We start from the raw sequence: 26,333 nt of genomic DNA on the forward strand, positions 1-26,333 counted from the left end.
CGCCCTGTCAGCGAACCAAAAGTGGCGCGATCAGGGCATATCCTTTTTCGTTGGGATGCAATCCATCAGTGAAGAGCGATTCATCTATCATACCATTCTTTAACAATTTCTCACCCGGATCCACAAAGTGCCAGTTGTGCTGTTCGGCCATTTTGGCGATCTGCCGGTTTAATGCTTTTACAGTCGTTTCTCTCGATCTCCGGGGAAGGATTCCTACCACTTTAATAAGTGCAGAAGGTTGTCTCTTTTCAATCTGTTTCAGGAGAAACTGCAATCCTCCCACAATCTCCTCATCGCTGTCCAGTCCGATGTTGTTTGTGCCTATCATCACCACGACCTCCTCCGCCACATAGCCATCCAGTTCACCGTGATAGATCCGCCAAAGCACATTTTCTATCCTGTCCCATCCACATCCCAAATTGAAAAAGCCCGCCGGCTGCATATGACGTTTCCAGCTCTCTGGGCCGTTCACTCTTCCCGGCTCATCGCTCCAGTAGTGTGTTATGGAGTTCCCGATGATCACTTTCCGGGGTGAAGCCGAGGCGATTGATTTCAGTTTTTCACCATGTCTTTTTTTCCATTCATAAATGTCCGGTTCCCGTCTCTGACTGACAGGTTGCATGGTACTCCACTCTCCCACGGGCATATGGAGAATGCGGCGGATCATCTTTTCATAAGCATCGGCATATGCCTGCATACCCAGATCGTTCGGATGAACATAATCTACACATCCGTCTTCAGGAAAATGGATTGAATCCTGATGCAGATGAAATAATTTTCCCATACCGGTGGCTTTCAGGGAGTCGTACACTTCGCGGGATGCCCTGTTCAGCCGATCGGCAGATTCTTTGGTATGGATGTTCATCTCATCGTTACGATACCCGATATGATCCGTGATCAGGATGGGAAGATCACTCTTGGCCCGTATGGCAGACACACCGTATGCGGTTCTCTTTTTCACTTCCTCTGTGGAAAGACTTCCCATATTGGGGAGGCAATCATAGATTACCATGGCAGCATCCAGTTCTCCAATCAAATCGACCAACTCCTTCTCCAGGGGGCCGTTTCCTGAGAATGCCAGGTTAATCACCGGCAGATCCAGCTTGCGCGAGAGGATGTTGGTCCATCCCATTGCGGGACGTGATGCACATCCGCCCTGTGCGATAGAGGTTCCGTATACCACGATGGGTTTTTCTTTCAACTTCGGAATAAAAGAGAAGGAGGCGGAGTCCGGCACGCCGATCTCCATCCATGTGACACTGTTGTATAAAGGCAGAAAAAGCCGGTATTCATATCCTTTTTTGTGATATTTGCTTTCCACAAGGTTCCCGTAGGTATATCTGACTGTATCGCCGAATGCGTACTTATCCGTAAGAATACGCCATCTGCCATCCGGATCAATCGCATAGAGATCCATACCCGACTTTCCTGTGGCAGGCATGTGGGACATGGCAAAATCACCTGTTACCCCGTACCGGACCTCTATTTTAGCTGCGTTCGTATAAAAATGAACCGCCAGACCGGCCGAATTTCCTGAGAGATTCCACACACTCCGTCTGACCTTATCTCTGGCCCTGTTGGGCAGCCGGTGGTAATTCTTTCCAATTTCTTCTGTCCATCCCTGATTCTGAATCACCGGAAAATCAGCTTCCAGCGGATCATACCATTTTGTTTGCCCCATTACACAGAATGCATGAAGGAGACAAAACGCACCAACAATAGCTTTTTTCATGTGAACATATGTATATTAATTTTATATTTTCTGCAGACAGCATATATGGATAAACAAATTTACACATTACCCCTTAAATTATACAATTATTCTTTTTTTTTTCCGTTATACGAACAATGAGAAAACGGCGGTTATACTGCTTTTTACTGCTTACGCTATCCTGTACCTCCATGGTACAGGCACAATGGGATATGCCACTCAGCCACTACTGGGCAGTCAGGGGTTTTTACAACCCTGCCTTTGCCGGTGCCACCGAGCAGATACGCACTGCGGCAGCTTACCGGTATGAGTGGGCCGGAATAAAAAATACACCACAAAAAGTAGTTATCACCGCCGATCTGCCGATTGAATTTCTTCATAGGAGACATGGTGCAGGCATGGTATTCTACGGCGAACAGGCGGGACCGCTCCGCAATACGCTGCTTGCCGCACAGTATAACTTCCGCGGGAAAATGGGTAACGGGGCCCTGCAGATCGGGATTCAGGCGGGAATCTACAGTCTGCAATTCGATGCAGGAAGTCGTGAAATAGTTCCCGTGTCAGCTATCGGTAAGCAGAGTACGATGCATGTGAATGCCGTCGAGGAGCAGCTGCCCGATCTGAATGCGGGCATCGTCTGGGATGACGGGCAGAGATTTGCAGGTCTCTCGGTACTGCATATCACCCAACCGCGCTTCCACACTTTTAATGATTCTGTGACTACCGACCTGCAGAGCGACTCGGCTCGCATCGCCATTCCCCGCTCTATAAATTTTATGGCGGGATACAATATCGGTCTGCTTTATCCGTTAGCAATACAGCCAATGGTATGGATACAGTCCAATCTCACCAGGACGGTGGTGCAGGCAACACTGCGCCTGGAGTACAATAAACGTTTCTCGGGCGGCTTTACCTGGTCGCCCGGTGAAGGGTATGTTGTTTTTGGGGGTACTACCTTTCAGGATCTGGAAATGGGATATGCATACAATAGACATACCACCGGCCCGGCAAGCATGAGCAAAGGCAGTCACGAACTCTACCTTCGCTATGATCTGCCATTGGATTATTTCAAACCGAAGTTGCAGCCGCATAAAAGCATAAGATTGTTGTAATTAGAAATTATGAATTAGGAGGCTAAACGATGAAAGCTGATAGCTGAACGCCAATCGCTAAATAAACATACAAATGAAACAATATCTGGTCATCATCCTGATACTGGGCAGCGTACTCTCCTGCGGCCGGCGTGGCATCGGGAGCAGTGTGGGCGGAGAGCTGACCGGAGTTCCGGTGGGAAAGGTATGGGACGAACCCACACCCTACAACATGGTACTCGTCACCCGCGGCTCCATCACCATGGGTCCCGGCAATATCGACTCGCTCTGGGGCATCACCATCCCCACAAGAGGTATCTCGGTCGACAATTTCTGGATGGACGAAACCGAGATCACCAACTCACAGTACAAGCAGTTTGTCTACTGGGTGCGCGACTCCATCATCCGCGAACGGATTGCCGACCCGCGCTATGCGGGCGACGACTTCTACAAGATTACCGAAAATGAATACGGCGATCCTGTCACACCGCGCCTCAACTGGTCCATACCCATCCCCTGGAGCCGCAATACCGAAGAGGAGGAGGCCGCCATCAACAGCCTCTATGTCGTCCACCCCATCACGGGACAGAGAATGCTCGACGCCGCGCAACTCAACTTTCGCTACGAGTGGTTCGATGCGGCAGAGGCAGCCCGCTGGCAACGACAGCTCAACAGGATACAGGAGACCGCAAACGGAAGCAATAACAGCGCCGGAGAAAAAGTAATGATTTCCAAAGACACCGCCTACATTGCCTTCAACGGGCAGATCGTCAACGAGACCATCACCCGCCCCCTGGGTAGCCTCTACGACTTCGTCCACACCCGCATCGTCAACATCTACCCCGACACCACTACCTGGGTCAACGACTTCCCCAATGCCAACAACGAGGTCTACATGCGCAACTACTTCTCCCACCCCGCCTACGCACACCATCCTGTAGTGGGAGTTACATGGGAGCAGGCGACCGCCTTCTGCGAGTGGCGGACAATGTTCCTGCGCCGGAACATCAACAGAGGAGGTATCGCCATCGAGAAGTACCGCCTCCCCACTGAAGCGGAATGGGAGCTGGCAGCACGCAACGCCAACAGCGACAGCCGCTACCCATGGGAGACGGGCGACGGGAAAAGTACCCCCGACTGCTACCAGGCCAACTTCAACCCCGGCGAAGGAGCCTATGCGGCGGACAACCACCTCATCCCGGCTCGGGTGCGCAGCTTCAAGCCCAACCAGTTCGGACTCTACGACATGGCTGGCAACGTGGCGGAGTGGACCTCCACCGCCTACAGTGGCTCCGGCCTCGAGCTGATGAACGACCTCAACCCGGAGTATCGCTACAACGCACTCACAGATGATCCCGGCATCCTGAAGCGCAAGGTGGTGAAGGGAGGCTCCTGGAAAGACAACGCCACCTTCATCCGTTCCGACATGCGCGACTCGGAGCTACAACATCGGGGACGCTCCTGGATCGGATTCCGCTGCGTACGCACCCAGGTAGGCACGGGAAATTAAAACAAAAAAGTAACATAACAACAATCCTATGAATGCATACCACAGATACAAAAACCGGCTGGAACGATACCTGCAGACCGAACGAGGCAAGCGCACCATCCACTTTGCCTATAGTTTCGGCGCCGCCCTGGTAATCCTGGGCGCCATGTTCAAGCTGCTCCATTTCCCCTTTGGTAACGAGATGCTCTTTGTCGGGATGATGACCGAGGTATGTGTGTTTATCATCTCCGCCTTCGACACCCCCGTACGCGACTATCCCTGGGAGCAGGTGTTTCCGGCACTCACCTCACAGAACCCCGAGGAGCAGCCTGATTTCGGGACCGATGCCCTTGCACCTCTATCCACCTCGTCCCGGGTCTCCCGGGTACAAGATATGCATACCGGAAATCAGCCCCTGCACACCCACTCAGATACAATAACGGCACTTCCTACCCATCTCGCCAACCACGCCGAAGAGTACAACAAACAGATGGAGAGCCTGAATCGCACCCTTTCCGGCCTCAATTCACTTTATGAACTACAACTGAAAGGAATCAGCGGACAGATCGACACCATCGAGCAAATCAACCGGGGACTGCAACGACTGAAGACCACCTACAGCGACACCTTGCCCGACGGTACCGTTATCGGCCGTGAGACCGAACGGATGGCGGCACAGCTGCACGAGCTGAACGAAGCCTATGCCCGCATGCTGCAGGCCATGACCCTCAACCGGGACAGCCGGAACGACCCGTCACAATCTTAAACACCTCCTCCGTATGGCCGTAAACAGTCCCAACTCACCCCGACAGAAGATGATCAACCTGATGTACCTCGTCTTCATTGCGATGCTGGCTCTCAACGTTCCGGTGGAGGTACTCGACGGCTTCGGGGTGGTGGATGAGCGACTTGGTCACTCATCACTGACCATGGAGGAGCGGAACAGGCAAATCATGGAGGAACTTGCCGCCTACCGCGACACCAACCCGGAGAAGGCAGATGCGTGGTATGACAAAGGGACGCAAGTACGCAGAATGAGCGACTCCCTCACGCAGTATATCAATAACCTGAAACAACAGATGGTGCAAGAAGCGGACGGAAAGCGGGGCAATATCCACCACATCCGGCATAAGGACGACCTCGAGGCCGCCGCCTTGGTGATGCTCTCCCCCCTGCAAGGAGAAGGCAAAAAGCTGCGAAGCGCCATCGACACCTACCGGGAGCAGCTCATGGCGTGGGTGGAAGACTCCTCGCGCAGCACCCTGATTGCCCGCTACCTCTCCACCGAGGCAGCACCCGGTGGCCGGAACTGGGAATCGTCCCTGTTTGAGCAGATGCCGCTGGCGGCAGCCGTCACCCTGCTCACCAAGATCGAAAACGACATCCGCCTCTCGGAAGGAGAAGCGCTGTCATCCCTCCTTCAGAGCATAGACGCCAGCGACTACCGCCTCAACCGGCTCAATGCCTGGCTCATTCCCCAATCGGAGACAGTCCTCCAGGGCAGCAGCTACCACGCCCGTGTGGTCCTGGCTGCGGAAGACACCACCCGGCGTCCCCATATCGTAGTGCAGGGACAGCCCCTTGAAGTCGGCAACGACGGCTCCTTCACGCTACCCGCACCCCACAGCGGCACCTTCCCGGTAGAAGGGCATGTGGAACTGACCGGCAGCGACGGCACCGTCACACGCCACGACTTCCGCAGCAGCTATACCGTAATTGACCCCATGGCCACCGTCGCCCCCACGCTGATGAACGTACTCTATGCAGGCATCGACAACGAAGTGAGCATTTCCGTGCCCGGTGTCGCCCCGCAGGAGGTGGGCGCCGTGATGACCCACGGCACCCTCAGTCGTCGCGGCAACCTCTGGGTAGCCCGTCCCACAAAAGCCGGCACGGAGGCCGTGATCACCGTCTCAGCCCGCACAGCTGATGGAGAAGCCCGCAGGGTGGCCACCCACACCTTCCGCGTGCGCACCCTCCCCGACCCCACCCCCTATATCGAGTACCGCGATGCCGGAGGCAACCCGGTCATACGCAAGGGAGGCAGCATCCCCAAGGCAGCGCTGCTGCAGAGCGACGGGCTCAAGGCAGCCATCGACGATGGCATCCTCCACGTGCCCTTTCAAGTGAAAAGCTTCCGCACCGTCCTCTTCGATGCCATGGGCAACGCCATCCCCGAGGTATCCGATGGCAACCGCTTCTCGGAGAGGCAGCGGGAGCAGATCCGGCGGCTGACCCGTGGTAGTTATTTCTACATCTCCGGCATTCGTGCCGCCGGCCCCGACGGTACGGAGCGCGAAATCGCGGTAATGGAACTAAGAGTAAACTAGCTGATTGATAAAAGTTGATCACAAAAAATTAAAAATCAAAAGCCAAAGGCTGAAAGTTAAAAAGATATGACAACCCGAATAATATGCTTTTTCCTGTTGCTGGCACTGGCACCGGCAACTGCCCTCTACCCGCAAACCACCGCCCGGGAGCGGATTGAACAACGACGGCAACAGGCACAGCAGATACCACAGGTAGCATCTGTCCCGGCCATCCGGGGAAACCAGCCCAACCTCAATTGGGAAGAGGAGATCGCCAGTGCCCGCTGGTCGCGTATCATCTATCGCTATATCGACCTCACGAACGAGGTCAACGCACCCCTCTACCACCCCGTCACCCCCACAGCGGGCCAGCACAACCTCTTCACCCTCATCTTCCGTCTGCTGCAGGAAGATCACATCCGGGCGTATGAATATCTCGACGGACGCGAGGAGTTTACCGAGGAATACCGCGTCCGCTTTCCCGAACTGCTCACCCGCTTCGGCATCTACCATACAGCCGAAAACGGCACCATCACGGTGAACGATGCAGACCTGCCCTCCCACGAAGTACTGGGCTACTACCTGAAGGAAGCCTACTACTTCGACAGCGCCACCTCCGCTTTCCGGGTGAGGCCCCTGGCCCTCTGTCCCATCCTCTTCCGGCAGGAGGAGGATGCCTTGCCCGATACCCGCTACCCCCTTTTCTGGATTCTCTATGAGGAACTGTCACCCTACGCCCGCCGGATGCCGCTGATGGCCTCCGCCCTCAACAACAGCGTCACCGGGAGCATAGACGACTTCTTCCGGAAGAGAAGCTACAAAGGCGAGATCTACAAAACCGGCAACCCCGGTAATCGTTCCATCTCACAGTACACCTCCACCCCCGAAGAGATGAAGGCCGAACAGGAACGGATTGAGCGGGAGCTCCTCGATGTTGAACAGCTCATCCGCAAGGAAGGAGAAGTGATTGCCACCCCACCCCGCGAGGTGAAGCGTAGCAGCAACAAAAAATCTTCCGGCACCACCACCTCCGCATCCCAAACCATGCGCAACCGGAGGTACTGATACCGCAAAAAATCGTTCATTTAACCAAATAGATCGCTTTCTTATTTTTTGATGTGAATAATTGTTATATGTGCCTCACAACCCTGATACTGATGGATGACACTTGTTTCTACCACGGCATCCGGTTTTGATGAATCTTTGTAAACACCTCCTGTATGACGATTTTTACGCATGTCATAAAATTGGCATTTACGAATGTTGTCATAAACTTTCGTAAATCCTCCATTCGTGAATGGCGAGTCAAGAACAGACGTATGATAGTATATGCATGATTTTAAAATACAATATGATGAAAACTTTAAATTTTGTTTTACTGGTTCTGATTTCACTGATTAATTTTTCATATGACTAAAATATTTATTTTCAATGGTGTCATATGGAACTCGCATTAGTCATGATCTTGTATGATAATGATTTTGACAAAGTCGATTACTTCGTAATTCATGCTCGTTTCATATGAAAAAAATGAAGTAGATGATACAATTTCTCTAAAATGGACAATGTTTACTACCAAAGAAGGACTACCAAATAATAATATACACGCTATTGCAATTGATGCTTCAGATGATATTTGGATAGGTACTGATTATGGAGTATCTGAATTTGATGGCGTAAATTGGACAAATCATGGTACGGAGACAGAATGGCTGGTAGCAAACTCTCCTATTCTTTCGGAAGATATTGATACTAAAGGAAACCTTTGGTTTGGTTCAAATGGATGGGGTATTTCCGTTTTTGATGGAGAAAAGTGGACGACTTATACAAAAGTGAATGGATTAGACATTGACCCTGTTCGAGCAATTGCGGCAGGTTCAAAAGGGAATAAATGGTTCGGAACTTCTACCGGCTTACTTAAATTGACAGATGATAACTAGTAAAATAGAAAAATAGCCAGCCATTATACGAACTTGATACACAACACGGAGGTTATTCTATTCGGCAAGATCACCTATCAGCTGATACAGTACTGGCTGATAAACTAATATACGGTATCATTTGTTATCCTGTAAGATAACAGCAATATCGCACAAAATCCATATATTTGAATAGAATGAAAGTAGCGGTCTGGGTTACTTATATATGGCACATACATAAATTGGATGACATATGATTTATCTTGCCCTTTTCAGAGGAATCAACGTGGGTGGAAATAACAAAGTGGAGATGAAAAAACTCAAAATAACCTTTGAGTCCCTGGGATTTTCCCATGTCTCCACCTTTATCAACTCCGGCAATGTTCTGTTTGAGGACTCGTTGAAAAGGAAAGACGAGCTGACACAGATGATCGATGAAGCTGTCAGAAAGGATTTTCAACTGGATGTAAAAGTCATTGTAATCAACAGTGACCAGTTGAACGCCATTTGCCGGGAGCTACCTTCCACATGGATGAAAAATGAAAATATGCGGACAGATGTGATGTTCCTGTGGGAAAAATACGACCGGCCGGATGTGTTGGAGAAAATAAAGATCACACCTGTAGATAATGTAAAATACGTTCCTGGTGCCGTATTGTGGAATGTGAAAGGGGAGGACTACAGCCAGAGCGGAATGATGAAACTGATGGGTACAGATCTTTACAGGAATATGACCATCCGAAATGTAAATACGGTGCGTAAACTGCATCAAATAATCACGAATATGCAGGGGTAATCACTTATTCAGGAAATGAGTGCCTTTGTGTAATTTTATCACGGGGAGCACCAAATCAACATTCCGCATCACAAAGAGCATCGGTTCCGGCACATGATGATAAGCGTAAAGTTTACATAAAACGAAAAATCAGGAGAAAATATGCAAATCATCTTTTCCCGTTGTCTATCCGTATTATGTGGAGAAAGGGGAAAAGAAAGGCCGTAACAGGGCTGAGGTGGACGAAATCATCTGCTGGCTGACCGGATACGCCAAAAAGGAACGACGCTTCTTTTTATTTCACCTCCAAAATAACTACTTTTGCAAGTTCATAATTCAATAATCTAAAAAGTAGGAAATATGCTGACAGCAGAGATACATACCGCAAAAGGGATCATGGAAGTAAAGTTTTATGAGGAAGATGCCCCTAACACCGTGGCCAATTTCGTAAAACTGGCAGAGGAGGGTTTTTACAACGGATTGACTTTCCACCGTGTAATCCCAAACTTTGTGATTCAGGGCGGATGCCCCAATGGTACAGGAGCCGGGGGACCGGGCTATACAATCAAATGCGAACTCGACGGGAATAACCAGTACCACGATCGGGGCGTATTGTCCATGGCCCATGCCGGACGTGACACCGGAGGTTCGCAGTTTTTCATCTGTCACAGTCGCGAGAACACGGCTCATCTCGACCGTCACCACACCTGCTTTGGGAAAGTGTACGAAGGAGTGGAAGTAATTGACAAGATTCGCCAGGGCGACGAGATTGAGAAAATTCTGATTTTTGAAGAGTAACCCATTAAAAGCCGATCATCGAACCTGTTTGTGCCCCACCACACAGAGGAATCGATGGAGGCTACCGACCTTTCACATGCTGACATGAAAACAAAAATTGTTCTTGCATTCCTCTTTATCGGCTCATTGATACTGCCAGGATGTGATGCCACCCCCACTCCGGTGGATTCTGGAAAAATTGAAGTGGTGATCAACGATATCCCTTTTCAAACGGAGAAATATTATCGGATACCCTATACGCTACAAGCATGGGAATGGGAAAAAGAGGGACTCAGGCTTGAACAGATAGTTGTTCTGGATGATCGTTCCAAAGCTGAGTTAATGACAATCACCCAGCCGGATTTGCCATTTATCAACAAGGAACCGTTAGAACCGAATCCCTACTTCGCTTATGATCAAATCTCGAGCTATTACCTGTCCATACAACTTCCCATCCCGTTGGATCAAACCAAACCCGCCAGGATTTCACATCGCTTCATGTTTAGGGATACCATTCAGCAGAAAGAGGTTATTGTGGAAGGTGGCGTTTTTACTCCACGACTTGGTGAGACACCTGTCGCCATCTCATCTCCCGTAAAAGGAAATAACTGGCTGTTTGTGAATCAGTCCACCCTGGGATATCATTTTTTCAGGTTATTTTTTGTCGACGGTAAAATACACCGGGGAGAACGTTTTGCTTTTGACAATGCACAGCTGAATGACGAAATGGACAATCTTTTGAATGGAGATCCCAAAGTAAACGAATCATATTTTAACTACAAGGATACTTTGTATGCTGTGGCAGACGGCATCGTACATTCCATAAAGGACGGCCGGGCCGAAAACAACGGGGATGCGATGGACGTCACGCTGAATACCATAGATGAGTTGGGCGGGAATTATCTTGTTCTGAATATTGGCAACGGACAATATGCCTTCTATGCACATTGCGTTCCCCACTCGTTTATGGTGAAGGAGGGGGATAACGTAAAGGAGGGTGATCCCATTGGTTTGTTGGGTAATTCGGGCAATTCTACCGCTCCTCATTTGCATTTCGAAATTACGGACGGAGCCGATCTGCTTTTCTCAAACGGGCTCCCGTTTGTCTTCAAAAAGTATACAAAAATGGCCGATTTTGAAACAGGGCCCATTACGCCGACAGTAGTTGCCAATGCCATGATGGAACAAATCTCCATTGTCAGTTTTGAATGAACTTGAAAATGGCAGACGGGAAATACATGGATATTACGCGTGCCATGAAAGACAACGAAGGGATTTTCACAGTAAGCCTAAACTTATTTCAGGACGTGACAACCCCATTCTTAACCCGCTGAATGCACAATATCCAGCATTCTTTCAATGACAATATTATTATATTTATTTAACTTCGTTGCATAAAAAATGAATTTGCACAAAAAAACACGTCTTTCACCTTGTCTGTCAGCAGTTTAAAATTCACAAATGTATTTATAGTCCAAATTGTAAATTCCTGTGTCTGTAAAATGCAATTCTTTGCATTTTTAGTTATAACGGCGTGTCGTCATGTTGTATAGTTTTAATTATATTTTTGATTGATAACGGGATTTTATTTCGGTTAGGTCGGGTTGACTATGGCGTTGAATGGCCGTAGAAGGGAGGTGCTGTAAGGCTTCTGGATTGTTATTGCCAAGATTATAAAATTTATCGAATCATGAAAACAAAGGTTTTTCTTTCTCTAATGACTTTGGGGATGATCTTATGTAGCAGTTTTCCTCAGAAAAGTGCCATTGAGGGTGCATGGCGTTTGGTAAAGGTGGAGGATCGCATGAGCGATGTACCTTTTTGGGAACAAGACACCGGTTCAGGTGTAAAATTCTGGGCAGACGGGTGTTTCGCTTTTGCCGGTTTTTTTCAGAAGGATTCGGTGGTTTTCGATAATTATGGCTGGGGTACTTATAAAATCTCTGAAGGCAACCATTACCAAGAGTACATTTTAGAAAACCATTTACTTCCAAAAGCGAAAGAGAAGACGATCAACATGTTGATAGAGATTAAGAATGACACACTCATACAGAGTTGGCCGGCAGATGAAAACTGGAATCTTCAGCAGAAATACGTCACTGAAAAATATGTTCGTCTCAAATAATTTCTAAAATGGCCAGGCATGAGAAAATTATTGGTTCTTCTAATCATGCTTCCTGCCCTTACCTTCAGTCAGGAAAACCCGAAGGTGATTGCGTCTGATGTAGCAATTGTAAATGTAACCGTAATAGATGGAACCGGAAATGCACCGCTAGCAGACATGACGGTGTTCATTACGGGAGATTCAATTGTAAGCATTCTGCAAAGCAATGCATCAGAACCTGCACATGGCACAAAAGTGATATCCGGAAGAGGGATGTATCTGATACCCGGATTATGGGACATGCATGTACACATCTCCCATAGTGAATTATTCCTCCCTTTACTGATTGCCAACGGAGTAACCAGTGTAAGGCAAATGACTTGTAACGAGAAATATTTCAGGTATTTGTCAGAATTGAGGAGACAAATTTCCGAAAAAAAACTAATTGGACCCGACATTTATATCCCTGTTGTAATTTTTGGAAAAGATCAGCAATGGGATGGCATCATGCAGATGAATACGAAGGAAGATGCTGTCGCGGTTATAAGGAAGGTAAAAGATAGCGGCGCTGATTTCGTGAAGATATTCGATTTATACGAGCCTGAAGCTTTTAAAGCTCTACTCTACGAAGCCAAAAAACAGAACGTACCTGTAGGAGGTCACTGTCCGATTGTTTTCAACATGAGTGAAGTTGCCCAGGAGGGTATGGGTACATTCGAACATTTATTTGGAATTCTTCTGGCATGTTCTTCAAATGAAGATTCAATCAGGCAGCAGTTGATTCAGACAGTTACGCAACACAACAGATCTTTTGATGATATTGTAAGATTATTATACTGGGTTCAAACAGATGAAATTCTGAAAACGTATGATCCGGTAAAGGCTCAAAAGTTATTTTCGGATTTAAAGAAAAGTGGAAGTTATCAGTGTCCGAATTTTATATTGTGGGACGGATGGTTGAAGTTAAATGAAACGTTGGCAACTAATGATGACCGGCTTAAATATGTTCCCGATTCATATTTAAAGACCTGGAGAAAGATGAGTGCAAATCCGATGAGTGCAAAATTAAGTGATGAGGATTTTATGTACGTAAAAGAAATCATCGGAAAAAATTTTGAAATACTTCAATTGCTTTGTGAAGCAGGAGTTCCCATGATAGCTGGTACGGACGTGAGCTGGACAAATCCGTATAATTTTCCCGGTTTTGGCTTGCATGATGAACTGGATTTACTGGTAAAAGCAGGTTTGACCCCAATGGAAGCCATACAAGCTGCAACAAAAAACGCTGCAACCGTACTGGGGGTACTTGATAAGACAGGGACCGTGGAACCGGGGAAACAAGCCGATCTCGTTCTCCTGGATGCAAATCCACTGGAAAACATCAACAACACCCGAGAAATAAATGCAGTATTCAGGGCGGGTAGATATTTGTCAAGAGCTGATTTGGATACTATGCTTCAAAAGGAAGAGACAATGGTTCAGTATATGAAATAATTTGTCAAAAGATTCATTTTACATTTTACTTCTTTCAAAACATACAATCATGAAAAAAAATGCGCAACAGCGTCGGGATCTGACCCTTGTCGTTTTCATATTGACTTTTCTGTGCTGGGGTTTGATTTCATGTAATAAACCGTTGCTGGAAACGGGTGAAGGGAATCTCCCGGTTTCCGGAGGGAAAATATGGTATAAAGTATCCGGCAACGGAACTGGAATACCGGTTGTCCTGATCCATGGCGGTCCCGGTGCCTCCAGCTTTTACCTGAAACCGTTTGAAGAATTGGGAAATGATCGTCAGGTTATTCGTTATGATCAGCTTGGTAGCGGAAAATCCACCTACACGGAAGACACAACCATGTTCACTGTTGAACAAAGAGTGACAGAACTCGATTCGCTACGAAAAGCTTTGGGTCTCAACAAATGGAATCTGTTGGGGCATTCTTTCGGGACGATGGTCGCCCTTGAATATTACGCAGCCTTTCCCGATCATGTGGCTTCTCTTACCTTTGCAGGGGCCTGCTTTGATGTTCCTGCATATGAAGAGAATTGTGTACAGCTTCTCAAATCCTTGCCCGATTCATTACAAAAAGCAGTTGCTGAAGCCGACTCCTCGGGTGACTATATGAATCTCCACTATCAGGAGGCCCTGACTATGTTCAACGATCTCTATGGCTCACGAAAACCGGATATGATAGAACTGGACAGTATTATGGCCACCTTTAACGCAGTCTTGAACTATTATATGCTTGGACCAAGTGATTTTTCAATTACTGGTATATTAAAAGATTACGATAGCAGCCAGTATCTGCAGGTTATTACCGTACCCACCCTCTTTACTGTCGGCGAGTTCGATACATCGGGACCACAACTGGTCAAAAGTTTTGCAGGAGAAGTGGCCGGCAGCGAATATTATGTATTCCCCAATTCGGCTCATATAACCATGTGGGATGCAGAAGAAGAAAACGTTCGGGTAGTGCGAAATTTTTTATTATCGGTAGACTCCGGAAATTAAAAATAAAGAAATCAGCATTCATCAACAAGCGGTCCCTTTTATGATTTACAGGCTGTTATTTCGATGTACACGTGCATCCAATCAATATCCGGGTCGAACCAAAACAGGTAAATAAATGTTAGACAACAGCACCGGCACCACCTCAAACGATGTGTGCCCGGAGTGATCGATTTACAAATTTATACCCTTGGATATGAATTGGACAACTATTTCCCCTGAACAGGTCCACAGCTTGTTCACCACCCTCAAAAATCGCTTCGAACAAAACATGCATCGCCATCCCGATGTAAAATGGAGAGATGTACAACAAAGACTGGAAAAAAATCAGGACAAACTGTGGTCGCTCAACGAAATGGAGGAGACCGGCGGTGAGCCCGATGTAACCGGTTATGATGACAATACAAAGGAATACGTCTTTTGCGACTGCTCACCAGAAAGTCCCAAAGGTCGCCGTAGCCTCTGCTATGATGAGGCTGCCTTAAAATCACGCAGGGAAAACAAGCCCAAAGGCAGTGCATTGGGCATGGCACGGGAGATGGGCATCGATCTGTTGGACGAAATGCAATATACCGACCTGCAGAAACTGGGTGAGTTCGACATAAAAACCTCCAGCTGGATAGTCACACCCGATGATGTGCGTGAAAGGGGCGGTTCACTTTTTGGCGATTCCCGATATGGGCGCACCTTCATCTATCACAACGGAGCCGAATCCTACTACGCTTCACGAGGCTTCAGGGGAATTCTGAAAGTTTGAAAACACCCATGGCTCTTTCACGAAAAAAATAATTAAAGGTGAAAAAGGTTATTGCAGCGGTTAACTCTAAAGACAATCGTGGTAGTACAAGGTAGTCATGCAAATGGCCTCCAGTTTCCACCGTTATATGCCTCGAAGCCATTGCTGATAAGAAACCGGACAGCCTGGGCGCTACGGGCCCCGCTTTCGCAAACCACAATGAGGGGTAAATTCATTTGAATAGTTTTCAGTTTATTCGGAAGTGAGGTAAGGGGAATATGCACAGCACCTTTCGCATGCCCTGCATCAAATTCTTCCTTCGTGCGTACATCCAGTAGCAGAGCACCCTTGTCTATCTTTTCTTTTAATTCCTCTTTATTGGGTAATTTGAATAATCTACTTAAAAATCCCATAACCTATTGTTTATATTGACCGATGTTTCACAAACACCTCTATTTCAACAACTTGACAGCTTTACCTATAACCACGCCGGAGTGTATTTTCGTCGTGATTGAAATGATTTACAGATGTGATTTTGTGACACAAGATAAACACTCTAAAGTGGATAAAGGTTTAGTTTCCTTTATACACAGTTGAACTATGCAGCTTCATCAATTGTTATCGATCTTATAAAATCTGACGTTAAAGGAGCTATAATGGAAATTAAAACACACAAGGTAGACAATATCAAGATCGCGGAAATCACATCAGGCTCAATGCTGATTAACTCACCTGAAGAAGGATTGAATTTACTGGGTAATATCTACTACCAGGGATTTGACAAAATGATCATGCATGAGAAGGATATCACTCCTGATTTTTTTGATTTGAAAAGTGGAATTGCCGGCGAGATACTTCAAAAGTTCTCGAACTATCGGATGCCCCTTGCCATTGTGGGCGACTTCTCACAGTACGAAAGTAAAAGTATCAAAGACTTCATACGCGAAAGCAATCAACACAAACAGGTAATTTTCGTGCATTCAGTAGACGAAGCGGTCAGGATTTTTTCCGGAAATTAGCAGCATTACGATACTGATTCCACTCTGGCTTCATCTACTGACTCATATTAATAGCAAAAAGTCATAAATTCTTGTCTTGGATCAAGCAAAATCACGTTATTATTCCTTAGACTTACGTTTTAAATTTGAAGGAATTCTGTATATATTTCACAGAATAAATACAAAAAATGAAAAATCAAGAGAGAATCTGTAAATTACTATTTTCCGGGGTCTATCCTTATTATGTGGAGAAAGTAGAAAAGAAAGGTCGCAGCAAGGAAGAAGTGGACGAAATCATCTGCTGGCTAACCGGATACAGTAAGAAGGAGTTGGAAAATGTATTCATCTCTGTGTTTCTGCCACTTGTTTTATGAGCGATATCTCATTCAAAATTAACAGATTATATCCGGAAGTAAACTTAATAAAAAACTACAAGATTGAGAAAAAACTAAAAAAAGTAATGTGTTTAACTGTTCAATTCGGTATTGACGTATCCCGATTTTCTGGTGAAGATTGATGCCATTGCTTTTTTACATGTACTTTTCTTGCCACAGGCCAGATATTTGTTGCAATATTTATTAGATGCTAGAAACCAGAAAGAGGAGAATAAAAATTGGTCTCATCTCTCTGGTTTCCTAATATACTGAAATATTATTTTTCCATTGTAAGCAAAAGCTCGTTCAATTGATTCAACCCGATGGTAAAGCCTTCTCTGAAGCCCATCTGAATGTTGGTTTCAAGGTCTTCAAGACTATCAAAAGTGAATGTCAAATCAATCAGGACTTTACCGTCCGTTTCACGAAACAGTATTTCCCATAAATTCTGTGGAAGCTCCGAATTCACCGTTCCGTTTTCATCGCAGAAACTATCTTTTGCACTGAACGATTCTTCCTTATTTATACTGATGTAATCTGCTCTTCCCCAATGCTTCTCCCCATCTGGACCGACCATGGCATAAAGCCAGTGTCCGTCTTCGCGGAAATCCATTGTCTTGGTCTCTGCCCTCCAGGGTTTCGGTCCCCACCACTGGTCCAACAGCTCGGCTGTTGTCCAGGCTTGCCAAACCCTTTGAAGGGTGGCGTTGAAGTCGCGCCGTACATAGATGGTATTGTTTACCTTATCAACGAAAAAATCAAATATTCGCGCCGTTTTCAACTCCGCATATTTTTTGAAATTATCGAGAATGGCCTGCCAACCGGCCCTTTGCATCTCCTGATCGTTCTGGTTTTCCGCATCAAATATAACCTTCACCAACGTAGTGCCTTGATCACCACTGAATGTAATCAGGGCTTTTCGACCATCTTCCATCGTATAGGCTATTTTTTCAAACGCTACCACCTCATCATACTGTGCGCTGAAATCGAATCCATAACTCCCGTCTTTGGCTTCCATCCTCGCATTGTATTGGCCACCCACGCGTAAATCGTTGGTTGCACTCGGGCAATGCCAGTCGTCACTTGCAAAATTCCAACTGATAATATGTTCGGGTTGGGTGTAGTAGTCCCATACTTTTTGAATGCCGGCTTGAATAGTCGACTGAACTGTGATTTTTGTTGTTTCCATCTTTTGATTTTTTAAAATGTTACACATTGAATAAATAAAGCAGATATTGTTGTAATTATCTGATTTCAGGGTTGCTTTTCTGATCCGCAAGTAGCCTGTCGAGATACTCAAACCGCTCTTCCCAGACTCTTCGGAACCTCTCCAACCATTGGTCAATTTCTTTCATCTTTTCAATCTCGAGTTGATAATATATCTCTCTGCCCCGTTGTTCCGATTTCAAGGCTCCGCATTCTGTGAGGATACGCAGATGTTTGGAAATAGCCTGCCTGGAGGTGTCGAAATGATCGGCAATTGCGTTGGGCGTCATCGTCTGTACTGCAACCAGTGCAATGATTGCCCGTCTTGTGGGGTCTGCTATTGCTTGAAATATATCTCTTCTTGCTGTCATTTATTACTTATCTTGGGTTATTATGAAACCATATGGTTGCAAATATGCAGATAACTTTTTACATGGGCAAGTCTTGAAAAATATTTAACAAAACATCGTCAGCCACCTATATGTTGTAGAGGCAGCAACATGGACTAATCCATTCATTGAAGTATATGAACACCAATTTTTATTTCAGGGCCACACAAGATTCGTCAGGGCGACGAGATTGAAAAAATTCTGATTTTTGAAAGGTGACTCACAATCAACATCTTAATGTAACATGATGAGGCAGGAGGCGGACAAACAGGCTTGTTTCCTGCTTTTGGTATGCGGCCTGTTGAGTTTAACATATTCGTAGCAAACCAATACCACATCGAATTTGTTATTGAAACTGACCAAAGCAATGTTGCGTAAAATATTTAAAATCAAATGTGATGCAAGTAGCAGTATGGGACACCTACGTAACGAAAAAAGATGGGACAATCATGCATTTCGATATCATTGCCCCAGAGGAAATTAAAGATGCTGAAAAGATATACGCTTTTGGCAGGTCGTACCTGAAAACCAAGGGAGAAGAAGGACAACCACTTTCTTCCGAAGAGTGCACATTTTGTCATATAGAATCTCTACGGCCTGGCAATGAGGAAGAAATCATCCAAGATGGTTATTATATCGTAGAAATAGAAAACTGCAATTGATGGTATAAGGTAGTAGGAGGTATGGGCGTCAGCTTTGATATCACCCACATCAAAGTATTTGCCAGTTTTTACCAACAGCAGGTATGGGAGTTGGAAAACAAATTAAACGCAGCACCGCCTGGTTCACCTCCGGGAGGCGAAATAACCTCCACATTCGGGTATCACCGTAATCCCTTTACAGGTGGAGGCAAGGATTTTCATTCTGGCATTGATTACAGAGGTTGTGTAGGTGACAACATAAAGACCACCGGGGTGGAGTTGTCACCTTTGCTGGATTCTAGGCCGGATACGGAAGGTGCATCATCATTGAACACAAAAAAAACTACAGACACTCTACGGATATCTCAGGCAAATAGATGTAAAAAAAGGGAGCGGGTAAACAGCGGACAACTCGAAACAGGGTATCATAATGGGAGAGAAGGCAGCAGTAAACAGAACACTGGAGAGCGATCAGCTTATTATCTGCGGAAATATTACCGGCATAATCAGAAGCAAGGAGTTTATTTTAAAGTCTACCGAGTCGGCCCAGGCCGATATCTTCTCTGATTTCCTGCAAGTGGAGAAGGGAAGCAGATACAATGGGAGCCTGAAAATCGGACAACAGGAAAAACGGAACATGGAACACGCATAAGCACAAAGGGAGTGAACCGTACTGGATTCGAACCAGTGGCCTCTGCCCTGTCAAGGCAGCGCTCTAAACCAGCTGAGCTAACGATTCAGGGTTGCAAATTTACGGAAAAATATACATATTTGAAAACTATAATAAATAATCATATATCTTTGTACTTTTGAACAGACAGACTGCAATCTTTTCTATTTAAATATTAACCGATGAATAGATACATCATACTTACATTCGTTGTTCTGACACTTAGTACCCCGTTTATCGATGCACAACAGAACGACTCCATCAAAAACGAAATACTTAGCCGGCATGCCAGTGATCTCGAAATGATCTCTAAAGGTCGTTCGCTCACCCTGGAACATCTGCGGAAGGGAGATCTGCCTGCCTTAAAAGAGGTGAAAGATTATCTTGCCGGTGAAATATATAATCCTTACAAAGTTTATCTTCCTGTTGAGTACTGGTTACTTTCGTTCTGGACCGAAGATTATGCCGAATTACTGCATGAGGCTAAACAGTTTTCTGCTGACACCCACTGGAACAGTGACAGTTACTGGCAGATGGGAGAAAGGTACAGGACCACATCTATGCTGAGAATGATTTCCGATAACGATCATCTCCATGAGGAGGTAGGAAAGAAATCTGCAGAATCCTATTTGCCACTAACTGTTAATATAGACAATGCGGAACTGGGTATGGAAGAAAAGGAGTTCCTCAAATTGTGGCTCTATGCTCTTCTTTTTACACCCGAAAGAGTGGACGATGAACAGGAGATGGAGGAGGTGAATTCTATGGCAACCCGATTTCTGGATACCTACGGAGAAGGTGAGTATGCCGGCTACACACGCCGGTTTATCCGTTACCGCTTCCGGCCCGGAAACTGGGGACTCGGATATGAATTTTATCTGGGTTATAATACGCTAACAGGTGGTCTGAGTAGACATTTTAGCAACAATGTGGCCGGAGGTTTCGCGCTGGATGTGCTCTACAGGGATTTAGATCTCTCCCTGCGCTTCAACTATTCTTCCACCAAAACCAAACGGGAGGTTATAAATAAGGAAATCATCTGGCCGGTCAATGTCAAGGGATATCTGGTGGGTGCAGACCTTACACTTCAGTACCCGGTCTACCAAAGGCGTGATATCAAATTTTCACCTTTCATCGGGATCGGGGGAATGGGCATGGGTCCCACAGATACAGAGATAAAAAATCATCCCGAGCTGGGCGATTTTGATGAATTGTCGGCGCTGAACTATCTGATCGGACTGGATCTGAAGCTGAACACCTGGAGCAAAATGACAGACCTCTCCCGCTATGGAGGAACCTGTCTGGGATTACGCTATACTTTTTACATGCCCAATTACAACAGAAAACACGATCTGCTGGAAGGAAACATGCACATGATCACACTTAGTTTTGGCAGCTTCGGGCGTCCCGCGAAAAGATATTTCTAAATGCAGATAAAGTAAAGCCCACGACGTATTATTTCTGTCCTATCCCGCTGTAGCCGAAACCATAGGAAGCCAGCTCCTCCTTGCTATAGATATTGCGACCGTCGATGACCAGATGGTTGTTCATAATTTTCCTCAAAATAGACCAGTTGGGCATACGGAACTCTTTCCATTCGGTGGGCACAATCAGCGCATCGGCTTCGTTGGCCGCATCATAAATATCGGCTGCATAGTAAATCCTATCGTCCAGATACTTACGTGCTTCCTGCATGGCTGCAGGATCATATGCACGTACTGAAACTCCTGCTGCAAGGAGACTCTCTATCAGAGTGAGCGAGGGTGCATCACGCATATCGTCGGTCTCCGGTTTAAAAGCCAGTCCCCACACCGCCACGGTCTTACCTTTGATATCTCCATTGAAATATCGACTGAATTTATGAAAGAGAATAGTCTTCTGGCGGTTGTTGACCTCCTCCACTGCTTTGATCACACTCATTTCATAGCCCGCATCTTCCCCTACCTTCATGATGGCGCGGATGTCCTTGGGGAAACAGCTGCCTCCATAACCACAACCTGGATAAAGGAAACTCCTGCCAATACGGGAATCGCTGCCCATACCACGGCGCACCATGTTTACATCGGCACCCACCAGCTCACAGAGATTGGCAATATCATTCATAAAGCTGATACGGGTAGCCAGCATGGCATTGGAGGCGTACTTGGTCATCTCCGAGGACAATAGATCCATGAAGATAACCCGAAAGTTGTTCAACAGGAACGGACGGTATAATTTCGACATCAGCTCCTCCGCCTCTTTGCTTTCAACACCTACCACCACACGGTCGGGACTCATAAAGTCGTTTACAGCAGCACCTTCTTTTAAAAATTCAGGGTTGGAGGCCACATCAAAATTCAGTTTCTGAAGTCCGCGCTCATTCAGCCGTTTCCGGATCACATCCCTGATACGGTAGGATGTACGGACAGGAACCGTGCTCTTGGTCACAATTAACAATGGTTTCTCCATGTGATCGGCGATGGTGTTTACCACCTTCATCACATAAGAAAGGTCGGCATTTCCCTCTTCATCAGAGGGTGTTCCCACAGCAATGAAAATGATCTCCATATCATTCAGTACCGACGGCAGACTGGTCGTGAAATGAAGCCTGTCAGCTTCGTAATTCCGGATTACAATATTTTTCAGTCCAGGCTCGTAAATAGGAATGACCCCATGCTTTAACCCTTCAATCTTGTCGTTGTCGATATCCACACAAGTCACATCCACACCCATTTCGGCAAAACATGCGCCTGAAACCAAACCTACATAACCGGTTCCTACAATTGCAATTTTCATTATATTTTTTTCTTTAAGTTATTCACCGGATAAAGCACCGTCAACAATCCCGTCACACTTACCACCGCAAAAACGATGAGCAGATCGCTGAACTTCACGATGACCGGATAGGCATCGATGATATAAGCACCGGGCGTATCGCTTAGTTTCAGCAGGCCGAATCTCTGCTGCAAAAGGCACAATACCAGTCCCGTGACTATTCCTGTGACAATCCCAATGAACGTGATAAGCCATCCCTCATACAGGAAGATACGGGTGATGAGCCGGTGAGAAGCTCCCATGTTCTGCAGGCTTCTGATATCTTCTTTTTTCTCCACAATGAGCATTGACAAGGAGCCGACCACGTTAAATACAGCTATCAACAGTATAAATGCCAGAATCAGAAAGGTAACCCACTTCTCTATCTGTAACATCCGAAATGATTCTCGTTGCTGCTCAAAACGGTTTTCCACAAGAAAATTATCTCCCAGAATACGTTCCATCTCCCGTTTAATCCTGGAGACGGAAGCGCCCGGAGCAATTTTCACATCAAGTGATGTTACCTCCGTCTTGTAATTAAATAACTCTCTGGCCAGCTCTATGGGAACGATGGCCATCTGATCGTCGTATTCGGGCTGATTCAGAGTAAAAACCCCGCCTGTCTGAACATATCCGGTGGTGAATGCTGCTGATGGGTTGGCCAGGTTTACCTGCACATCGCGTCGGGGTACATATATTTCTACGGCATCGACAAAGCCGGGGCGTGCACCCAGGGTCACGGCCAGTCCCGCACCCAGGGTCGCATAATCCACCACATCCTCTCGCAAACGGAAGGAGCCGTCTACCATCAGCTTCTCCATGTCGGTCATCAGCCTGAAATCTTCCGACACACCTTTCATACGGACGGGCACCTGCTGTTCTTCGAACTTAAAGAGTGCATTCTCTTCGAGCGATTCGGAAATCAACTGTACACCCTGCAGCCGCAGTGCCTCCTCAAATGCCGCTGTGTGGTAGTCAAACACCTTACCCTGCTTCACCGATATTTTGAGGTCGGGATCGATGGCACTGAACATATCTTTCACAATGCCGCCAAAACCGTTGAAGACAGAGAGTACGCACACCATTGCCATGGCAGCAATACCTATGCCACACACCGAAATGGCGGAAATCACATTGATGGCATTGTGCGATTTCTTTGAAAAGAGATATCTCCGGGCAATGAAGAAGGATACGTTCATGATATCATGCGAAAATCAACGTTTTTCACTGGTCTTTCAGCAACCTGTCGATATTCTCGATATAATCGAGTGAATCATCCACATGAAACGTAAGTTCGGGTACAACACGCAACTGTTTGCCCACCCTTTTCCCGAGTTCATAACGCACCGATTTCACGTTACCATTGATGTTTTCCACAAACTCCCGGGATTTGTCGGAAGGAAATATACTCAGATAAATATGTGCCAGGCCCAGATCGGGCGACACACGCACGTTGGTGACCGACACAAAAACACCTTGCATTTTCTTTGTCTCGAGCAAAAATATCTCGCTGAGTTCTTTCTGTATCAGCCGGTTTACTTTTAATTGTCTGTTTGAGTCCATATTTTATCTCTTTCTGATGAGTGTTAACCCGTCACGCACAGGTAATATCACTTTGTCAACCCTTGAGTCTTCCGCAAGCTGTTTGTTAAAATTCAGTATACTTAGGGTGGAATGATCGTTGCTTCTTACCTTCTCCACCACTTTACCATACCAGAGCGTGTTATCTGCGAGAATGAATCCTCCTCTTCTTAGTTTCGGCAATACAGCTTCGAAATGATCCAGGTAGGATTCCTTGTCACCATCCATGAAAGCCAGATCGAAACTCTCATCGCCGAACATGGGAATGATTTCCATCACATCTCCTATATGAAGGATGATCTTATGTCCATGTTCCGATTTGGCAAAGTTTGCGCGGGCAATACTTTCTATCTCGTCATCGATCTCGATGGTATGAAGTTCTCCTCCTTCCTCAAGTCCCTCGGCAAAGCAGAGGGCTGAATAACCGACAAATGTGCCAATCTCCAGTATTCGTTTTGGGCGGATCATTTGCGTGATCATCTTCAAGAGCCTCCCCTGAAGATGACCTGCGTTCATGTTCGTCTGCAACATCTTCACATGGGTATCACGCTCTATCTTCTTCAGAAGTTCAGGCTCAATGTCGCTATGCGACAGAATATAATCCTCCAGTCTGCTGTCCGTTTGCATTATACCGTGTAATCGGGCAGGTTGTATTTTTCTTTCGCTTCCAGGATCCGCCACACTTCGGAAATTTCAAGATAGGTGGTACCACCCACTTCGCCAAAGCTGCCGCCCAGATAAGCCACCCGGTCTCTGGGTGCGATCATCTTCTTTTCAATCAGCCTCCTGATGGCTTCAGTGAAATAGGCCCTCCGGCTCTCCTTGGTGTTTCCATCGCCCTTTCCTTGCTGATGTTCTGCCATGATACCATAGGAGAGCGCCAGCTCCCGTGCAAGACGTTCTGTGGTGGTAATGGCATATACCGGGCTTTTACCGCGAAATGCCGCAAGCACGCGGGCTGTTTTCCCGGTATGGCTGTCGGTCACGATGGCTTTCACATTTAGCCGCACGGATGCCTTCACTGCCTGCTTAGCCAAAAACTCTGTTACACCACGGTCATCATCAGGATCATAGGGCACGCGGATGTCATTCTCGGTAAGCTTCGTCAGTTCAGCCTCGTAGGCTGTACTGGCCATTGTCCTCACCGCCTCCACGGGATATTTGCCATAAGCAGTCTCCCCGCTGAGCATCACCGCATCGGTACGGTAGTAGATGGCGTTGGCGATATCGGTAATTTCCGCCCGCGTGGGTCGCGGGTTCTGGATCATTGAGTGCAGCATCTGTGTGGCCACGATCACAGGTTTTTTGTGATGAATGGCTTGTCTGATAAGTACCCGTTGTATACCGGGGATCTTCTCCTGAGCTACTTCTATACCCAGGTCGCCCCGTGCGACCATAATACCATATGCAGCCTCCAGAATTTCATCGGCATTGTCCACACCTTCCTGATTTTCTATCTTGGCAATAATCTTGATGGTACTTTTCAGCTGATCGAGAATCTCCTGCACCGCAAACACATCTTCCTTGTTGCGTACAAAGGAATGGGCGATGAAATCCACCTCGTGCTTCACCGAAAGGGCAATGAAATCTCTGTCGCGGGAGGTGATGGCCGGCAGGTTAATCCGTACACCGGGGATGTTCACACTCTTGCGGCTTCCCACCACACCATCGTTCATTGCGACGCATATCAGATAATCCTTGTTTACTTCAATTACTTTCAGGTCAATCTCCCCATCATCAATCAGGATGTCGTCATCCACATGCATCTCTTCGGCAATTTTGGGATAGGAAATATAAATGGTTTCCATGGATGAGATGCCATGCGGGTCACCCACGATCTTTACTTTGTCGCCTGTCTTCAGTTCAATCAGGTCTTCGGTGACCGTGGTACGGATCTCGGGGCCTTTGGTATCCACAAGTATGGCAATATGGGGCGAGACCTGACGCACATTGTTGATGATCTTCAGAAAGCCCGCCTCATCGAGATGGGCCGAGTTAAGTCGCACCACGTTCATTCCTGCATCAAACAGTTCTTTCAGAAAGGGTACGTCGCATCGCTTATCAGAAATGGTAGCGATGATTTTGGTTTGTTTAAGCATATATTTTTTGAATATTGGTTCACTTTGTTCCTGTTATTCGTTCCGCGCTTTCATTGAATATTTGCGATAAGTGAGTACAAAACCCGCCTTATTTAGATTTTTGCCGAACGCAGCAAACATCTGAACTTACGCAGTAAATTTGAATAACTACCGAATTATAAA

General features: G+C 46.6%; 28 protein-coding genes and 1 tRNA gene. 19 read left to right on the forward strand and 10 right to left on the reverse strand.

The window, feature by feature from the left end; genetic code table 11:
• Positions 1 to 7 precede the first annotated feature (7 nt).
• Positions 8 to 1,732: an SGNH/GDSL hydrolase family protein gene (locus AC1HCU_RS10185; protein WP_480365679.1), complete on the reverse strand. Its 1,725-nt coding sequence runs from the start codon at positions 1,730 to 1,732 to the stop codon at positions 8 to 10.
• Between the two features lie 116 nt (positions 1,733 to 1,848).
• On the opposite strand from AC1HCU_RS10185, the gene AC1HCU_RS10190 reads away from it, so the two are divergent.
• The 14 genes from AC1HCU_RS10190 (at position 1,849) to AC1HCU_RS10255 (ending at position 15,441) form a co-directional block, all read left to right on the forward strand.
• Entirely contained in the window at positions 1,849 to 2,823 is a 975-nt protein-coding gene (locus tag AC1HCU_RS10190) for a PorP/SprF family type IX secretion system membrane protein (RefSeq protein ID WP_480365681.1), read from the forward strand.
• 73 nt (positions 2,824 to 2,896) lie between these two features.
• Positions 2,897 to 4,312 carry a T9SS ring complex lipoprotein PorK/GldK gene (gene porK, locus AC1HCU_RS10195; protein ID WP_480365683.1) on the forward strand — a complete coding sequence of 472 codons (1,416 nt, stop codon included), beginning with the start codon at positions 2,897 to 2,899 and terminating at the stop codon, positions 4,310 to 4,312.
• Between the two features lie 28 nt (positions 4,313 to 4,340).
• Complete coding sequence (gene porL, locus AC1HCU_RS10200) at positions 4,341 to 5,057, forward strand: type IX secretion system motor protein PorL/GldL (protein WP_480365685.1); 717 nt, start codon at positions 4,341 to 4,343, stop codon at positions 5,055 to 5,057.
• 13 nt (positions 5,058 to 5,070) lie between these two features.
• On the forward strand, positions 5,071 to 6,621 hold the full coding sequence (gene porM, locus AC1HCU_RS10205; RefSeq protein ID WP_480365687.1) for a type IX secretion system motor protein PorM/GldM: 1,551 nt from the start codon (positions 5,071 to 5,073) through the stop codon (positions 6,619 to 6,621).
• Positions 6,622 to 6,687: 66 nt separating this feature from the next.
• Complete coding sequence (porN, locus tag AC1HCU_RS10210; RefSeq protein WP_480365689.1) at positions 6,688 to 7,665, forward strand: type IX secretion system ring subunit PorN/GldN; 978 nt, start codon at positions 6,688 to 6,690, stop codon at positions 7,663 to 7,665.
• Positions 7,666 to 8,108: 443 nt separating this feature from the next.
• Positions 8,109 to 8,540 (forward strand): two-component regulator propeller domain-containing protein, encoded by a 432-nt coding sequence (locus tag AC1HCU_RS10215; protein ID WP_286860496.1) that lies wholly within the window; start codon positions 8,109 to 8,111, stop codon positions 8,538 to 8,540.
• Between the two features lie 232 nt (positions 8,541 to 8,772).
• Complete coding sequence (locus tag AC1HCU_RS10220; protein WP_286860498.1) at positions 8,773 to 9,315, forward strand: DUF1697 domain-containing protein; 543 nt, start codon at positions 8,773 to 8,775, stop codon at positions 9,313 to 9,315.
• Positions 9,316 to 9,493: 178 nt separating this feature from the next.
• Complete coding sequence (locus tag AC1HCU_RS10225) at positions 9,494 to 9,637, forward strand: DUF2200 family protein (protein ID WP_480365692.1); 144 nt, start codon at positions 9,494 to 9,496, stop codon at positions 9,635 to 9,637.
• Between the two features lie 17 nt (positions 9,638 to 9,654).
• A complete protein-coding gene (locus AC1HCU_RS10230; protein WP_480365694.1) occupies positions 9,655 to 10,092 on the forward strand; it encodes a peptidylprolyl isomerase in 438 nt (145 codons plus the stop codon).
• An 84-nt stretch (positions 10,093 to 10,176) separates the two neighbouring features.
• The gene (locus tag AC1HCU_RS10235) at positions 10,177 to 11,283 is read left to right on the forward strand and encodes a M23 family metallopeptidase (protein WP_480365696.1); all 1,107 of its coding nucleotides are present in this window, start codon (positions 10,177 to 10,179) and stop codon (positions 11,281 to 11,283) included.
• Positions 11,284 to 11,761: 478 nt separating this feature from the next.
• Positions 11,762 to 12,196 (forward strand): hypothetical protein, encoded by a 435-nt coding sequence (locus AC1HCU_RS10240; RefSeq protein ID WP_480365699.1) that lies wholly within the window; start codon positions 11,762 to 11,764, stop codon positions 12,194 to 12,196.
• Between the two features lie 18 nt (positions 12,197 to 12,214).
• Positions 12,215 to 13,669, forward strand: a complete 1,455-nt coding sequence (locus tag AC1HCU_RS10245; RefSeq protein WP_480365700.1) for an amidohydrolase family protein — start codon at positions 12,215 to 12,217, stop codon at positions 13,667 to 13,669.
• Positions 13,670 to 13,718: 49 nt separating this feature from the next.
• Positions 13,719 to 14,687 (forward strand): proline iminopeptidase-family hydrolase, encoded by a 969-nt coding sequence (locus tag AC1HCU_RS10250; protein ID WP_286861048.1) that lies wholly within the window; start codon positions 13,719 to 13,721, stop codon positions 14,685 to 14,687.
• Positions 14,688 to 14,880: 193 nt separating this feature from the next.
• Positions 14,881 to 15,441, forward strand: coding sequence for a DUF4256 domain-containing protein (locus tag AC1HCU_RS10255; protein ID WP_286861046.1), 561 nt, complete (start codon positions 14,881 to 14,883; stop codon positions 15,439 to 15,441).
• A 95-nt stretch (positions 15,442 to 15,536) separates the two neighbouring features.
• On the opposite strand, the gene AC1HCU_RS10260 is transcribed toward AC1HCU_RS10255, so the two are convergent.
• A complete protein-coding gene (locus tag AC1HCU_RS10260) occupies positions 15,537 to 15,833 on the reverse strand; it encodes a rhodanese-like domain-containing protein (protein ID WP_286861045.1) in 297 nt (98 codons plus the stop codon).
• A gap of 243 nt (positions 15,834 to 16,076) precedes the next feature.
• Here AC1HCU_RS10260 and AC1HCU_RS10265 point away from each other — a divergent pair, with 243 nt between their 5' ends.
• Positions 16,077 to 16,439 carry a DUF4180 domain-containing protein gene (locus AC1HCU_RS10265; RefSeq protein ID WP_286861043.1) on the forward strand — a complete coding sequence of 121 codons (363 nt, stop codon included), beginning with the start codon at positions 16,077 to 16,079 and terminating at the stop codon, positions 16,437 to 16,439.
• A 167-nt stretch (positions 16,440 to 16,606) separates the two neighbouring features.
• Positions 16,607 to 16,792 (forward strand): DUF2200 family protein, encoded by a 186-nt coding sequence (locus AC1HCU_RS10270; RefSeq protein WP_286861040.1) that lies wholly within the window; start codon positions 16,607 to 16,609, stop codon positions 16,790 to 16,792.
• A gap of 277 nt (positions 16,793 to 17,069) precedes the next feature.
• Here AC1HCU_RS10270 and AC1HCU_RS10275 read toward each other — a convergent pair whose 3' ends face one another.
• Positions 17,070 to 17,981 carry an SRPBCC family protein gene (locus tag AC1HCU_RS10275; RefSeq protein ID WP_286861038.1) on the reverse strand — a complete coding sequence of 304 codons (912 nt, stop codon included), beginning with the start codon at positions 17,979 to 17,981 and terminating at the stop codon, positions 17,070 to 17,072.
• A 55-nt stretch (positions 17,982 to 18,036) separates the two neighbouring features.
• Positions 18,037 to 18,369, reverse strand: coding sequence for an ArsR/SmtB family transcription factor (locus tag AC1HCU_RS10280; protein ID WP_286861036.1), 333 nt, complete (start codon positions 18,367 to 18,369; stop codon positions 18,037 to 18,039).
• A 416-nt stretch (positions 18,370 to 18,785) separates the two neighbouring features.
• Here AC1HCU_RS10280 and AC1HCU_RS10285 point away from each other — a divergent pair, with 416 nt between their 5' ends.
• Positions 18,786 to 19,049 carry a DUF2024 family protein gene (locus tag AC1HCU_RS10285; protein WP_480365704.1) on the forward strand — a complete coding sequence of 88 codons (264 nt, stop codon included), beginning with the start codon at positions 18,786 to 18,788 and terminating at the stop codon, positions 19,047 to 19,049.
• 409 nt (positions 19,050 to 19,458) lie between these two features.
• Positions 19,459 to 19,680: a polymer-forming cytoskeletal protein gene (locus AC1HCU_RS10290; protein ID WP_414703298.1), complete on the forward strand. Its 222-nt coding sequence runs from the start codon at positions 19,459 to 19,461 to the stop codon at positions 19,678 to 19,680.
• A 12-nt stretch (positions 19,681 to 19,692) separates the two neighbouring features.
• On the opposite strand, the gene AC1HCU_RS10295 is transcribed toward AC1HCU_RS10290, so the two are convergent.
• Positions 19,693 to 19,767: transfer RNA gene (locus AC1HCU_RS10295), tRNA-Val, on the reverse strand.
• Between the two features lie 113 nt (positions 19,768 to 19,880).
• Between AC1HCU_RS10295 and AC1HCU_RS10300 the strand changes: the two genes are divergently transcribed.
• Complete coding sequence (locus tag AC1HCU_RS10300) at positions 19,881 to 21,125, forward strand: hypothetical protein (protein WP_480365707.1); 1,245 nt, start codon at positions 19,881 to 19,883, stop codon at positions 21,123 to 21,125.
• A 28-nt stretch (positions 21,126 to 21,153) separates the two neighbouring features.
• Here AC1HCU_RS10300 and AC1HCU_RS10305 read toward each other — a convergent pair whose 3' ends face one another.
• Genes AC1HCU_RS10305 through pyk form a run of 5 tightly spaced genes read right to left on the reverse strand, consistent with a single transcriptional unit; the run spans position 21,154 to position 26,171 of the window.
• Complete coding sequence (locus AC1HCU_RS10305) at positions 21,154 to 22,473, reverse strand: UDP-glucose dehydrogenase family protein (protein WP_480365710.1); 1,320 nt, start codon at positions 22,471 to 22,473, stop codon at positions 21,154 to 21,156.
• Complete coding sequence (locus AC1HCU_RS10310; RefSeq protein ID WP_321722042.1) at positions 22,473 to 23,690, reverse strand: FtsX-like permease family protein; 1,218 nt, start codon at positions 23,688 to 23,690, stop codon at positions 22,473 to 22,475. Before AC1HCU_RS10310 ends, AC1HCU_RS10305 begins: the two co-directional genes overlap by 1 nt.
• 25 nt (positions 23,691 to 23,715) lie before the next feature.
• Positions 23,716 to 24,054, reverse strand: coding sequence for a 30S ribosome-binding factor RbfA (gene rbfA / locus AC1HCU_RS10315; protein ID WP_480365713.1), 339 nt, complete (start codon positions 24,052 to 24,054; stop codon positions 23,716 to 23,718).
• 3 nt (positions 24,055 to 24,057) lie between these two features.
• On the reverse strand, positions 24,058 to 24,699 hold the full coding sequence (locus AC1HCU_RS10320) for an O-methyltransferase (RefSeq protein ID WP_480365716.1): 642 nt from the start codon (positions 24,697 to 24,699) through the stop codon (positions 24,058 to 24,060).
• Complete coding sequence (gene pyk, locus AC1HCU_RS10325) at positions 24,699 to 26,171, reverse strand: pyruvate kinase (RefSeq protein ID WP_480365718.1); 1,473 nt, start codon at positions 26,169 to 26,171, stop codon at positions 24,699 to 24,701. Before pyk ends, AC1HCU_RS10320 begins: the two co-directional genes overlap by 1 nt.
• Positions 26,172 to 26,333: the final 162 nt, after the last annotated feature.

The sequence above is a fragment of the Proteiniphilum sp. LBM24028 genome (genome assembly GCF_056629195.1).